The following is a 12,274-nucleotide window of genomic DNA, read 5'->3' as shown; positions in this document are numbered from 1 at the left end:
TGCGCCCTGGGCGAAACCACCGGGGCCGGCCACCGCCACCGCCTGGCCGCGGCCGGCATCCCCGCCTTCGCCTCGCCGGAGCAAGCGGTCCAGGGCTTCCGCCACCTGCTGCAACTCCGCCGCGCCCGCGCCGCCGCGCAGGAACTGCCCCCCAGCGACGTGCTCGCGGTGCAACCGGACCGCGACGTGATGCGCGCCGCCATCGCCGCCGCCCGCGCCGACAACTGCCCGGCGCTGACCAAGGCCGAAGCGGGCAGGGTCCTCGCCGCCTACGGCATCGCCTCCGCCGGCCCACCGATCCCCGTCACGGTCGCCGATGACCCACTCTTCGGTCCCTCGATCGGGGTCGGCGAGGGCCGGATGGACGACCGCGCCTTCGACCTGCCGCCCCTCAACCTGCCTCTGGCCCGTGGCCTGGTCGCCCATACGCCCGGCGCTCGCGCTCTGTCGCCGGGCCAGGCCAACGCCCTGGCCGACACGCTGGTCCGCATCAGCCAATTAATACTGGATTGGCCGGAAATCGCCGCCCTGGCCCTGCAGTCCGGCGCCGCCTCGCTCACCCTGCGCCCGCCCGGCGAATTTGGCCGCCCATCCATCGCCCCCTACCCGGCGGAACTCGCCGAACAATGGACCGCCCATGACGGCGAGATCTTCACCATCCGCCCCATCCGGCCCGAAGACGCCGCAGCCCACACCGCCTTCTTCACCCGCATCAGCCCCGAGGACATTCGCTACCGCTTCTTCTCCGCCCTGCGCGAACTATCGCCCGAGCGAACCGTCCGCATGACCCAGGTGGATTACGACCGCGAGATGGCTTTCATCGCCGTCCGCGCCAACGGCGACACCGCCGGCGTCGCCCGCCTGGTCCGCGACCGCGACGAGGGCGAGTTCGCCGTCATCGTCCAGACCGACCTCAAGGGCCGCGGCATCGCCCGCCGCCTGATGCACCGCCTGGTGGAATGGGGCCAATCCCAGGGCATGACCGCCATCGTCGGCCAGGTGCTCTCCGAAAACCGCCCCATGCTCGCCTTCATCCGCCAACTCGGCTTCACCCTGCGCCGCGTCCCCGACGAGCCGGAAGTGGTGGAGGCCCGCCTGCGCCTGCAACCCAGCGCATAGCTGCCGAACCTTGTGACGCCGGGTGCGTGTCGCTACTTCGGCGGTGCAACCCTGCGAGTGCACCGATGGCCGCCTTTTCGCTGAGCAAGGACAAGATCCGCATCCTCCTGCTGGAGGGGGTGAACGATAGCGCCGTCGCCCTGCTACGCGGCGCCGGCTACTCCCAGATCGAACGCCACACCAAGGCGCTCGACGGCGACGCGCTGAAGGATGCCCTTCACGGCGTCCACATCCTCGGCATCCGCTCCCGCACCCAACTGACGGAGGACGTGTTCGCCGCCGCCAACCGGCTGATCGTGGTCGGCTGCTTCAGCGTCGGCACCAACCAGGTGGAATTGGACGCCGCCCGCAATCGCGGCATCCCCGTCTTCAACGCCCCGTTCTCCAACACCCGCAGCGTCGCCGAATTGGTGATTGGGGAGATCGTGATGCTGCTGCGGCGCATCACCCCCCGCTCCGCCGCCGCGCATCAGGGCCAGTGGGACAAATCCGCCGCCAACAGCTTCGAGGTCCGGGGCAAGACGCTCGGCATCGTCGGCTACGGCTCCATCGGCTCGCAGCTTTCCACCATGGCCGAGGCGATGGGCATGCGCGTCGTCTACTACGACGTCATCGACAAACTGCGCCACGGCAACACCGAACCGGTCACCTCCCTGGCCGAACTCCTGCAGCTTAGCGATGTGGTGAGCCTGCACGTCCCGGAAACCGCCGCCACCGCCGGCATGATCGGCCGCGCCGAAATCGCCATGATGAAGCCCGGCGCCTACCTCATCAACAACAGCCGCGGCACCGTGGTCGACCTGGACGCCCTGCGCGACGCGCTGAAAAGCGGCCATCTGCTGGGCGCCGCCGTCGACGTCTTCCCGGTCGAACCCGCCGGCGCCGCCGAACCCTTCGTCACCCCGCTGCAGGGCCTGCCCAACGTCATCATCACCCCCCACATCGGCGGCTCCACCAGCGAGGCGCAGGACCGGATCGGCCAGGAAGTCGCCCACAAGCTGATCGACTACAGCGACGCCGGGTCGACCCTCGGCGCCGTAAACTTCCCCCAGGTGCAATTGCCCGGCCGTGCCGCAGCCACTCGCTACGTCCACATCCACCACAACGTTCCCGGCATGCTCGGCCGGGTGAACGGCGTGTTCTCCAGCCGCGGCGTCAATATCTCCGGCCAGTATCTGCAGACCGACGGCGACCTCGGCTACGTGGTGGTGGAAACCGCCAGCGACGAGGGCTGCGACGACTGCCTGGCCGAACTCCGCACCCTGGACGGCACTATCCGCGCCCGGCTCATCCGCCGGGTGTAACGCCTGCAACATTGACCCCGACATTGACCCTGGAACATTGACCCTGGAACATTGACCCTGGGACGCCACGCGAGCGATACAGCCGGCATGATCCTTCTGATCGACAACTACGACAGCTTCACCTTCAACCTCTACCACCTGCTCGGTGAGGCAGGCGGCGCGTGCGAGGTGTGGCGAAACGATGCGCTCAGCGTCGATCAGGCAATCGCGATGGCGCCCGAGGCGATCGTGCTCTCCCCCGGCCCCTGCACGCCGGACGAGGCCGGGATCTGCCTCGACCTGATCGCCGCCGCCGCCGGGCGCATCCCCGTGCTGGGCGTCTGCCTGGGCCACCAGGCGATCGGCCAGGTCTTCGGCGGCGTGGTCCAGCGCGCGCCCGCCCCGATGCACGGCAAACTCGGCCGCGTGGAACACGCCGGCACCGACATCTTCGCCGGCCTGCCCAGCCCGTTCGACGCCGCCCGCTATCACAGCCTCATCGTCGAGCGCAGCACCATGCCCGGCGTGCTGGAGGCGACCGCCTGGACCGAGGACGGCCTGGTGATGGGCCTGCGCCATCGCACCATGCCGATCTTCGGCGTGCAGTTTCACCCGGAGAGCATTGCCTCCGAACATGGCCACGACATCGTCGCCAACTTCCTGGCCATCGCCCGCGGCGCCAACGCGCCCCGCCGCGCCGCCTGACGCCTTTCCCGAGTGGACAGTAACCTCAAGCCCGTCATCGCCCGGCTGGCCCGTGGCGAGACGCTGAACGAGGCCGAGGCGGAGGACGCGTTCGGCCTCATCATGTCCGGGGAGGCAACGCCCGCGCAGATCGCCGGCCTGCTGATGATGATGCGCTTGCGCGGCGAAACCGTCGCCGAACTGGTCGGCGCCGTCCGCGCCATGCGCGCCCGCATGGTGGCCGTGGAAGTCCCCGCCAACGCCATCGATGTCTGCGGCACCGGCGGTGACTCCGCCGGCACGCTGAACGTATCCACCGCCGTCGCCTTCGTGCTGGCCGGGGCAGGGGTGCCAGTGGCCAAACACGGCAACCGCGCCCTCTCATCGCGCAGCGGCGCCGCCGACGTGCTGACCGCGCTGGGCGTGAATGTGGACGTCGCACTGGACCGCTTGCCCGCCGTTTTGGCCCAGGCCGGTTGCGCGTTTCTGTTCGCCCCGCGCCACCATTCCGCTCTGCGCCACGCCGCCGGTCCCCGCGTCGAACTCGGCACCCGCACCATCTTCAATCTGCTCGGCCCGCTCGCCAATCCCGGCCAGGTCACCCGCCAACTCACCGGCGTGTTCGACCCGGCATGGGCCCGCCCGATGGCCGAAACCCTCTCCGCCCTCGGCACCACCCATGCCTGGCTGGTCCACGGCCACGGCCTCGATGAACTGACCACTGCCGGCGAGAACCGCGTCGTCACGCTCGCCGATGGCGCTATCGCCGAGCGGATCGTCACGCCTGAGGAGGCCGGGCTCCCCCGCTCCCCCGTCGCCGCGATCCGCGGTGGCGAGGCGCCGGAAAACGCGGCGGCGTTGATTGCGTTGTTGCAAGGGGCACCCGGCGCCTACCGCGACACCGTCGTGCTGAACAGCGCGGCGGCCCTTGTCGTCGCGGGACGTGCGGATGGTTTGATGGATGGCGCGGCGCAGGCTGCGGCGGCACTCGACGGCGGGGCCGCCCTGGCCTCCCTGGCTCGGCTGCGGCAGGCGACGGCGTAGGAGAAGACGGCGATGGACCAGGCAATGCCGGATGTGCTCGCTCGCATTTGCAGCGACATGATGCGGGAGGTGGCGGAGCGAAGGGTCGCCTACCCGATCGAGACCCTGCGCCGAAAGATCACCGACGCCGGCTCACCCCGCGGCTTCGCCAACGCCCTGAAAGAAGCCGTTGCCTCCGGCCGCTGCGGGCTGATCGCGGAGGTCAAGAAGGCCTCCCCCTCCGCCGGCCTTATCCGACCCGATTTCGACCCGGCGGCCATCGCCCAAGCCTACGAACACGCCGGCGCCACCTGCCTCTCCGTGCTCACCAACGCGCCCTATTTCCAGGGCGAGATCGCCCACTTGAAGACCGCCCGCGCCGCCACCAGGCTGCCGGTGCTGCGCAAGGACTTCATGGTCGACCCCTGGCAGATCTATGAAAGCCGGGCGATGGGTGCCGATTGCGTCCTGATCATCATGGCCGCCGTCACCAACGCCATGGCCATCGAGATGGAGGGCATCGCCCGCAGCCTCGAGATGGACGTCCTGGTGGAGGTGCATGACCAGGCCGAACTGGACCGCGCCCTGGGCCTGCAAACCCCGCTGATCGGCGTCAACAACCGCAACCTCAAAACCATGCGGACCGACCTGCAAACCACGATCGACCTCGCCCCCTTCGTTCCGCCCGACCGCTTGCTGATCACCGAGAGCGGCATCCGCGACCACCACGACGTGCACCGCCTGGGCGAAGTCGGCGCCCAATGCCTGCTGGTCGGCGAAAGCCTGTTGCGCCAGGCCGACATAGGGCAGGCCGTGCACGCCCTGCTCGGCACCTGCGCCGCCCAATGAGCCTCACCCATTTCGACGCCGCCGGCCGTGCCGTGATGGTGGACGTCTCCGCCAAACCCGAAACCGCCCGCACCGCCACCGCCCGCGCCCGCGTCGTGATGCTGCCCGAAACGCTCGCCATCGTCGCCGCCGGCGACGCCAAGAAGGGCGACGTCCTCGGCACCGCCCGCCTCGCCGGCATCATGGCTGCCAAGCGCACCGCCGACCTCATCCCCCTCTGCCATCCGCTCCCCATCTCCGCCGTCACGCTCGACCTCCAGCCCGGCGACGGCGCTGTCGAGATCGAGGCCACCGTCCGCACCACCGGCCGCACCGGCGTAGAGATGGAGGCGCTGACCGCCGCCAGCGTCGCCGCGCTCACGGTCTACGACATGTGCAAGGCCATGGACCGCGGCATGCGGATCGAGGCATTGCGCGTCGTCCACAAGGACGGCGGCAAGTCCGGCGAGTTCACCCAGCCATGATCTCCCTCCCATGTTGAGCGTCGCCGAAGCCCGCGCCCGGATCCTGGAACCACTGCGCGCCACGCCCACCGAAACCGTCGCGCTGGCCGAGGGCTGGGGCCGCGTCCTGGCCCGCCCGGTTCTGGCGCGATTGACTCAGCCCCCCGCCGACGTATCCGCCATGGACGGCTACGCGTTGCGGGCAGCCGACGGCGTATTGGATGCAAGGTTGCGCGTCATCGGTGCCGCGCCCGCCGGCCACCCCTTCGACGGCGAGGTCGGCCCCGGGGAGGCCGTGCGCCTCTTCACCGGCAGCGTCGTGCCCCACGGTGCCGACTGCATCCTGCTGCAGGAAGACGCGACCCGCGAGGGTGACGACGTGCTGGTGCGCGAGGCCTGCACCAAAGGCAAACACATCCGCCGCGCCGGCCAGGATTTTTCCGCCGGCGACGCGCTGTTGCAGCCCGGCCGCCGCCTCGGCGCCCGCGACATCGGCCTGGCCGCCGCCGCCAACCATCCCTGGCTTGTCGTCCACCACCGCCCCCGCATCGCCATCCTCGCCACGGGGGACGAGATCGCCATGCCGGGCGAGCCGATCGTGCCCGGCGGCATCGTCAGTTCCAACTCCCACGCCATCGCCGCCCTCGTGCGCGCCGGCGGCGGCGTGCCGGTCATCCTGCCAGTGGTCCCCGATGACCAGGCCGCCATCGCCGCGACGGTCGACAGCCTCGGCGGCATCGACATGCTGGTGACGACCGGCGGCGCCAGTGTCGGCGAGCACGATCTGGTCCAGGCCGCCTTGGCCGAGCGTGGCTTCCAACTCGACTTCTGGAAGATCGCCATGCGCCCCGGCAAGCCGCTGATCGCCGGCCGTGTCGCCAACACCCCCGTCCTTGGCCTCCCGGGCAACCCGGTGTCCGCCCTCATCTGCGCCGCCCTGTTCCTGCTCCCCTCGCTCGACGTCCTGGGCGGCCTGCCCGCCGCCGCCCCGCGAACCGAACGCGCCGTGCTGGGCGTGCCCGTGCCGGCGAACGACCGCCGCGCCGACCATCTCCGCGCGACCCTCACGATGGCGCCCGGCGGCCTGTTGGTCGCCACCCCATTCCCCCGCCAGGATTCCGGCATGCTCAGCCTGCTCGCACGCGCCGACGGCCTGGTGCTCCGCGCCCCCAACGCCCCGGCCCTGCCGGAAGGCGCCGAGGTGGAAGTGATCCGGCTGGACAGTCTGGGTCTCTGAATCCTGCTGGAACTCGCCCGCTTAAACGAGATTCGGTCTCGCTTGACGAGGCGCGAGGAACCAATATAGAACATCGAAACGGTTGCCGATTTGTTCCGCGGGAGTCCTGCGATGTTGACGCGCAAACAGCATGAATTACTGCTCTTTATCGACCATCATTTGCGCACTACCGGATTTTCTCCCTCGTTCGAGGAAATGAAGGATGCGCTCAGCCTGCGCTCCAAATCCGGTATTCACCGCCTGATCTCGGCGCTGGAGGAGCGGGGTTTCCTCCGCCGCCACCACCACCGGGCTCGCGCGCTAGAAGTGGTCCGCGTGCCAGACAAATCGATCGAGCCCGCGCAGGCCGTAGCGACTTTCGCGCCCAACGTCATCCGCGGCGATTTCGGCGCCAATCGGCTCGCCGGGGTGCGGGCCGCCGGGGATGCCGCCGCGGTGCAGTTGCCGCTCTACGGCCGCATCGCCGCCGGCCAACCGATCGAGGCACTGCGCGACGGCGGCACCCAGATCGAGGTGCCATTGGCCATGCTCGGCAGCGGTGAGCATTACGCCCTAGAGGTCGCCGGCGATTCCATGATCGAGGCTGGGATTCTTGACACCGACACCGTCATCATCCGCAAGGGCGAAACGGCGGAGAACGGGCAGATCGTCGTGGCCATGGTCGATGACAGCGAAGTGACGCTGAAGCGCCTGCGCCGCCGCGGCAGCACGATCGTGCTGGAGCCCGCGAACGCCAAATATGAGGTCCGCATCTTCCCCGCCGACCGCGTAAAGGTCCAAGGGCGCTTGGTAGGCCTCCTACGCCGCTATTAACCAAGGGGTCGAAGGGGATGGCTATCCCCTTCCGGGTGCAGGGCAGCGCCCTGCCGCATCAAACCCCCAGTTTCGTCGCCAAATCGTCGATCCCCGTCACGACATAATCCCAGTTGCCGGTGGCTTTCGTGTCCTTGACCTGCCGAGGTCCATATTCCGTCGGCCGCGGCACGAACGCCGTTTGCATGCCGTGGCTCTGCGCCGCCGCCAGGTCCGCGTTATGCGCCGCGCACAGCATCACCTGGTCCGGCTCCAACGACAGCAGCGCGCACGCGCCGAGATAGGTTTCTGGATCCGGCTTGAAGTGCCGGTAGATATCGGAACCGAAGATCATCCCCCACGGCAGGCCGTTGAACCGCGCCAGATCCAGCAGCAGCGACACGTTCCCGTTCGATAGCGGCCCGGTGATGAACCTCTGGTGCAGCCGCACCATGCCCGGAACCGAATCCGGCCAGGCGTGCAGCCGGTGCCAGCCGAGATTGATGTGAACCAGGTCCGCCTCGCTCAGCCCTACGATGCCGTGCTGCGCCACCAACTGGTCCAACGAGCCGCGATGCAGATCGTCGAGCTTGGTCCAGGGCAGGTCACCCTTGCGCACCCGGGCCATCGACGGCGCATACGCCCCGCGCCAGTCATCCACCAGCGCCGCCCAATCCGCCTGGATGCCCCGGCTCGCGCCAAACGCGGTCAACTCCGTAATCAGGCTGGTTCGCCAGTCCACGACGGTGCCGAACGTGTCGAAAACGATAGCCCGCAGATCGCTCATGCCAGCGACGATACGCCTCATTAACTCTCTGGCAACACCCCCCACCTAGGGTCCGGCCATGCGGTTGAAGCTCTATCGTGCTGCGGGCGTGACAGAAGCCATGGCCCGCGTTCGCGCGGAGCTTGGCGCCGACGCACTCATTCTCGGCACCCGCCGGGTCGCCGACGGCGTCGAACTCACCGCGGTGCTCGAGCCGGATGACGAGCCGCCCGTCCCATTACCCGACCCCGAGCGCGAGCGGATGCTTGCCTGGCACGGCGTGCCCGCCCGCCTGGCGGACAAGCTCGCCGTGGGAAAACTAGAATCCACCCTCGGCCGTGTGCTGCGCTTCGGTGAGTTCGACTTCACCGGCGACTCACCCCAGCCATTGCTGCTGGCCGGTCCACCCGGCGCCGGCAAGACCCTCACCGTTGCCCGGCTTGCCACCCGCCTGGTCATGGCCGGGGTCCAGCCGCTCATCATCACCACCGACGGTCGACGCGCCGGCGCCACCGAACAGCTCGCCGCCTTCACTCGTTTGCTAGGATTGACCCTGATCGTCGCCAGCCACCCCGCCACGCTCTCCCGTGCCCTCACACGCCGCCAACCCGGCGCCCCCGTGCTGATCGACGCGCCCGGCACCGACCCGTTCGACCAGGCGCAGAACGACGAAGTGGCGGGCCTCGCCTGCACCGCCAACGCCGCCACCGCGCTGGTGCTTCCCGCCGGGCTGGACGCCGCGGAATCCGCCGATCTCGCCTCCGCCTTCGCCTCCGCCGGCGCCACCATGCTGGTCGGCACGCGCCTGGACATGGCCCGCCGCCTCGGCGGCCTGCTGGCGGCGGCCGACGCCGGCAAACTCACCATGACGGAGGCCGGCACCGGCCCCGGCGCCGCCGACGGGCTGGAGGCATTGACCGCCGCGATGCTCGCCAACCGCCTGTCGCACACCGGCGCCACCCGATCACGAGCGTTGTCCGCGGAGTTGCAGGCATGAGCGCATCCATCGCGACCCCACCCCTCCGCCGCCCCCGGCTAATCGCCATCGCGTCCGGCAAGGGTGGCGTCGGCAAGACCTGGCTGTCCGTCACCCTGTCGCGTGCCCTGGTGCAGGCTGGCCGCCGCGTCATGCTGTTCGACGGCGATCTGGGCCTGGCCAACATCGACATCCAATTGGGCATCATGCCCGAGCACGACCTGACGGCGGTGATCGCCGGCCGCCGCAGCATCGCCGACACCGCCGTGGCCTATCCGGCGGGCGGCTTTACCGTGCTCGCCGGCCGCTCCGGCTCCGGCGCGCTATCCACCATGGACCCGCAAATCCTCGACCGCGTGCTGGCGGCCTTGGCCGCGGAAACCTCCGTCAGCGACATCGTGCTGGACCTGGGCGCCGGCCTCGACCGCTCGGTTCGCCGCATGGCCGCCGTATCCGACACGCTCCTCGTCGTCGCAACCGAGGAACCAACGAGCCTGACCGACGCCTACGCCGTGCTGAAGCTGGCCAATGCCGACCGCCCCGGCGGCGACGTGCGCCTGGTGGTCAACCAGGCCAGCAGCAAGGCCGCGGCCGAACGCACTTACGCCACGCTCGCCCAGGCCAGCGCCAAGTTCCTGGGCCGCAAACCGCCTCTGGCCGGCATCATCCGCAAGGACGACCACGTGCGCGACGCCATCCGCCGGCAGATCCTGCTGCAGGTGCGCCACCCCAACACCCCGGCCGCCCAGGACGTCGAACGGCTGGCAGCCCTGCTGACCTCCTGACCAGCGTTTTGTAACCAGGCCACCTTGCGCCCGTGGCGCGGCTTGCGCGTTGCTACCCCGCGCCCTTATGTCGAAGGCGAGCGGGGAGGGGAAACGCAGCATGCGGCTGATACGTGCTGGCCGCGACATGCGGGTGGATTTCTTCCGCGGCCTAGCCTTGTGGTGGATCTTCACCGACCACATCCCCGCCAACTGGGTCAACCAGTTCAGCCTGCGCAACTTCGCCATGTGCGACTCTGCGGAGGTCTTCGTGCTGCTGGCCGGCTACGGCGCCGGTCTCGCCTACGGCAAATCGATGGACCGGAACGGCTGGGTCTACGCCGCATCCGACACGCTGAAGCGCGCCTGGACCCTGTATATCGCCCACATCTTCCTGTTCGTCGTCTTCGCCGCCCAGGTCTCCTACTCCGCCACCACGTTGGACCGCGCCGACTACCTGGACGAGATCCACCTGGATGTCCTGGGGGAGGAGCCGTATCGCGCCATGCTCGAGGCGCTGATGCTGCACTTCCAGCCCGCCTATCTCGACATCCTGCCGATGTATATCGCGCTGCTGGTGCTGTTCGCCGTGGTGATGCCGCTGCTGCGCTGGCCCCAATTGCTCGCCGTGCTGTCCTTTGCGCTCTATGCCACGGCGCGGCTGGCCGGGATCAACCTGCCCTCCATCACCGGGGACGGCTGGTACTTCAACCCGCTGGCATGGCAGCTATTGTTCATGCTGGGCGCGATCATGGCCTATCTGCCACCCGAACAGCCTAGCCGCGCCGTCACGTTGCTGATGGATTGGCTCAGCGCCGGCATCGTCGTCTTCGGCCTGTTCATGCAATTCGGCCTGTGGGAACATCCGGAACTTGCCGCACATCTGCCGGCCCGTATCGCCCGATCGCTGATGGCAGTCGACAAGGGCGGCCTTCACCCATTCCGCCTGATGTCCATCCTGGCGCTGGCCTGGATCGTCTCGCGCTGGGTGCCGGCGAGCGCGCGATGGATTTCCTCCCGCTGGGCCGCCCCATTCGTGCTCTGCGGCCAGCACTCGCTGCCGGTGTTCTGTGCCGGCATCTTCCTATCTTTCCTCGGCCGGCTCGTGCTGGAGGAGGCGGATGGCTGGTGGGCGCAGATCCCCGTCAACATCATCGGCGCCATCCTGCTCATCGCAGTCGGCGCACTGGCGGCTTATTACCGTGAGAAGGGTCGTCCAGCCCCGCAGCGCCTTGCCGGGGGTGTCACGCCCTGATATCGATTCATCCGTGATGAATGGCCATATTGTTAGACGCTGGACGGCTCTTGCGACAATTTTGTTGCTTGGATCCGTGCATCAGGCGTTGGCCGACGATATCTGCGCCGCCCCCGCCGACTTGACCTCGGATGTGTCGGCGATGAAGCAAGTGGCTGCCAACCTCAAGCCCGGCGGCACGCTGAATGTACTGACAATCGGGTCCGCCACCGTCTTCAGCCCCGTCGAGTCCTTGCAGTCCGGCGGTGTCACCAGCATGGCCTTGGGCCTCGGCTCGACACCGCGCGCTGCCCCCGCGCCGAGTGCGTCCGATGCGGCGTTCCCCTTGAAAATGGCCTCGGCCTTGCGGGAGGCCACGCCGGGCGCCACCGTCTCGGTCGTGGTGAAGGGCGGCCGCGGCATGACCGCAGCCGAAATGCTCGAAATCCTACATACCGAACTGGCCGCCCATCACTACCAACTCGTGATATGGCAGACCGGCACGGTGGAAGCAGTGCGCAACGTTCCCGCCTCCGCTTTCTACCAAACCCTGTCCGACGGTGCGGCCGCCATCTCACAAGCCGGTGCCGACCTGATCCTGGTCGACCCGCAATTCAGCCGCTTCCTGCACGCCAATGTCGACATCGCCCCGTTCGAGCAAGCGATGCAGCAAATCGCCGGCCAGCCCGGCGTCATGCTGTTCCATCGCTTCGACCTGATGCGACATTGGGCGAACGAAGGCCAAATCGACCTGGAGCGCACGCCCAAGGGCAAGCGCCTGAAGGCGGTCGAGGCCCTGCACGCCTGCCTCGGCGATAGCCTTGCGCACATGGTCACCGCCGGCGCGAACGCACCCTCCTAGCCAGCACTGCTACACGGAACGTGATCACCGCCGGGGAACCGGTGGGTTTGCAGGCACTTGTCGATGCATGGATGATACTCAGCCATGGAGGGCAGAGATGCCGGCACCACGCCAGCGCGACCAACAAGCCTTCGATCAATGGCTTCGAGTGTGTTTGCGAGAGCGACACGACGCCGTGGCGCACGAGCCGTTGCCTGACGCGCTGTTAAAGCTGCTGCAAGCCGGCGAGGCTCGGTAGCTTA

The 12,274-nt window shown here is 68.6% G+C and carries 13 protein-coding genes; 12 read left to right on the top strand and 1 reads right to left on the bottom strand.

Features of this window, described 5'->3' with window-relative positions; translation table 11 throughout:
- The 8 genes from GSQ76_RS08395 to lexA all read left to right on the top strand — a co-directional run.
- Positions 1-1,119: GNAT family N-acetyltransferase (locus GSQ76_RS08395; protein WP_158743453.1), on the top strand; the 1,119-nt coding region annotated here is incomplete at its 5' end.
- A gap of 65 nt (positions 1,120-1,184) precedes the next feature.
- Positions 1,185-2,423, top strand: coding sequence for a phosphoglycerate dehydrogenase (gene serA, locus GSQ76_RS08390; RefSeq protein WP_158743452.1), 1,239 nt, complete (start codon positions 1,185-1,187; stop codon positions 2,421-2,423).
- Between the two features lie 87 nt (positions 2,424-2,510).
- Positions 2,511-3,107 (top strand): aminodeoxychorismate/anthranilate synthase component II, encoded by a 597-nt coding sequence (locus GSQ76_RS08385; protein ID WP_158743451.1) that lies wholly within the window; start codon positions 2,511-2,513, stop codon positions 3,105-3,107.
- A 12-nt stretch (positions 3,108-3,119) separates the two neighbouring features.
- Positions 3,120-4,130, top strand: coding sequence for an anthranilate phosphoribosyltransferase (gene trpD / locus GSQ76_RS08380; RefSeq protein ID WP_158743450.1), 1,011 nt, complete (start codon positions 3,120-3,122; stop codon positions 4,128-4,130).
- Between the two features lie 12 nt (positions 4,131-4,142).
- Positions 4,143-4,958 carry an indole-3-glycerol phosphate synthase TrpC gene (trpC, locus tag GSQ76_RS08375; protein WP_158743449.1) on the top strand — a complete coding sequence of 272 codons (816 nt, stop codon included), beginning with the start codon at positions 4,143-4,145 and terminating at the stop codon, positions 4,956-4,958.
- Complete coding sequence (moaC, locus tag GSQ76_RS08370; RefSeq protein ID WP_174247309.1) at positions 4,955-5,422, top strand: cyclic pyranopterin monophosphate synthase MoaC; 468 nt, start codon at positions 4,955-4,957, stop codon at positions 5,420-5,422. Before trpC ends, moaC begins: the two co-directional genes overlap by 4 nt.
- A gap of 10 nt (positions 5,423-5,432) precedes the next feature.
- Entirely contained in the window at positions 5,433-6,638 is a 1,206-nt protein-coding gene (glp, locus tag GSQ76_RS08365; RefSeq protein ID WP_158743448.1) for a gephyrin-like molybdotransferase Glp, read from the top strand.
- Between the two features lie 111 nt (positions 6,639-6,749).
- Positions 6,750-7,451 (top strand): transcriptional repressor LexA, encoded by a 702-nt coding sequence (lexA, locus tag GSQ76_RS08360; RefSeq protein ID WP_158743447.1) that lies wholly within the window; start codon positions 6,750-6,752, stop codon positions 7,449-7,451.
- Between the two features lie 58 nt (positions 7,452-7,509).
- Here lexA and GSQ76_RS08355 read toward each other — a convergent pair whose 3' ends face one another.
- Positions 7,510-8,238 (bottom strand): haloacid dehalogenase type II, encoded by a 729-nt coding sequence (locus tag GSQ76_RS08355; protein ID WP_254070302.1) that lies wholly within the window; start codon positions 8,236-8,238, stop codon positions 7,510-7,512.
- 37 nt (positions 8,239-8,275) lie between these two features.
- Between GSQ76_RS08355 and GSQ76_RS08350 the strand changes: the two genes are divergently transcribed.
- The 4 genes from GSQ76_RS08350 (at position 8,276) to GSQ76_RS08335 (ending at position 12,032) form a co-directional block, all read left to right on the top strand.
- The gene (locus GSQ76_RS08350; RefSeq protein ID WP_158743446.1) at positions 8,276-9,193 is read left to right on the top strand and encodes a GTP-binding protein; all 918 of its coding nucleotides are present in this window, start codon (positions 8,276-8,278) and stop codon (positions 9,191-9,193) included.
- Positions 9,190-9,957, top strand: a complete 768-nt coding sequence (locus GSQ76_RS08345; RefSeq protein ID WP_158743445.1) for an AAA family ATPase — start codon at positions 9,190-9,192, stop codon at positions 9,955-9,957. Before GSQ76_RS08350 ends, GSQ76_RS08345 begins: the two co-directional genes overlap by 4 nt.
- Before the next feature lie 100 nt (positions 9,958-10,057).
- Positions 10,058-11,191 carry an OpgC domain-containing protein gene (locus GSQ76_RS08340; RefSeq protein WP_158743444.1) on the top strand — a complete coding sequence of 378 codons (1,134 nt, stop codon included), beginning with the start codon at positions 10,058-10,060 and terminating at the stop codon, positions 11,189-11,191.
- Positions 11,192-11,333: 142 nt separating this feature from the next.
- The gene (locus GSQ76_RS08335) at positions 11,334-12,032 is read left to right on the top strand and encodes a hypothetical protein (protein WP_158743443.1); all 699 of its coding nucleotides are present in this window, start codon (positions 11,334-11,336) and stop codon (positions 12,030-12,032) included.
- The last annotated feature ends 242 nt before the right edge of the window (positions 12,033-12,274 follow it).

The organism is Acidisphaera sp. L21 (assembly GCF_009765685.1).
GTDB lineage: Bacteria > Pseudomonadota > Alphaproteobacteria > Acetobacterales > Acetobacteraceae > LMUY01.
The sequence above is the reverse complement of the archived record's forward strand: the minus strand, read 5'-3'. Positions and strand labels throughout refer to the sequence as shown.

Coding starts and splice junctions, on each gene's coding strand:
- GSQ76_RS08355 (WP_254070302.1), bottom strand. CDS start 8,238: ATGAGGCGTATCGTCGCTGGCATGAGCGATCTGCGGGCTATCGTTTTC.
- GSQ76_RS08350 (WP_158743446.1), top strand. CDS start 8,276: ATGCGGTTGAAGCTCTATCGTGCTGCGGGCGTGACAGAAGCCATGGCC.
- lexA (WP_158743447.1), top strand. CDS start 6,750: ATGTTGACGCGCAAACAGCATGAATTACTGCTCTTTATCGACCATCAT.
- GSQ76_RS08335 (WP_158743443.1), top strand. CDS start 11,334: ATGAAGCAAGTGGCTGCCAACCTCAAGCCCGGCGGCACGCTGAATGTA.
- trpC (WP_158743449.1), top strand. CDS start 4,143: ATGGACCAGGCAATGCCGGATGTGCTCGCTCGCATTTGCAGCGACATG.
- GSQ76_RS08345 (WP_158743445.1), top strand. CDS start 9,190: ATGAGCGCATCCATCGCGACCCCACCCCTCCGCCGCCCCCGGCTAATC.
- GSQ76_RS08385 (WP_158743451.1), top strand. CDS start 2,511: ATGATCCTTCTGATCGACAACTACGACAGCTTCACCTTCAACCTCTAC.
- glp (WP_158743448.1), top strand. CDS start 5,433: ATGTTGAGCGTCGCCGAAGCCCGCGCCCGGATCCTGGAACCACTGCGC.
- GSQ76_RS08340 (WP_158743444.1), top strand. CDS start 10,058: ATGCGGCTGATACGTGCTGGCCGCGACATGCGGGTGGATTTCTTCCGC.
- moaC (WP_174247309.1), top strand. CDS start 4,955: ATGAGCCTCACCCATTTCGACGCCGCCGGCCGTGCCGTGATGGTGGAC.
- serA (WP_158743452.1), top strand. CDS start 1,185: ATGGCCGCCTTTTCGCTGAGCAAGGACAAGATCCGCATCCTCCTGCTG.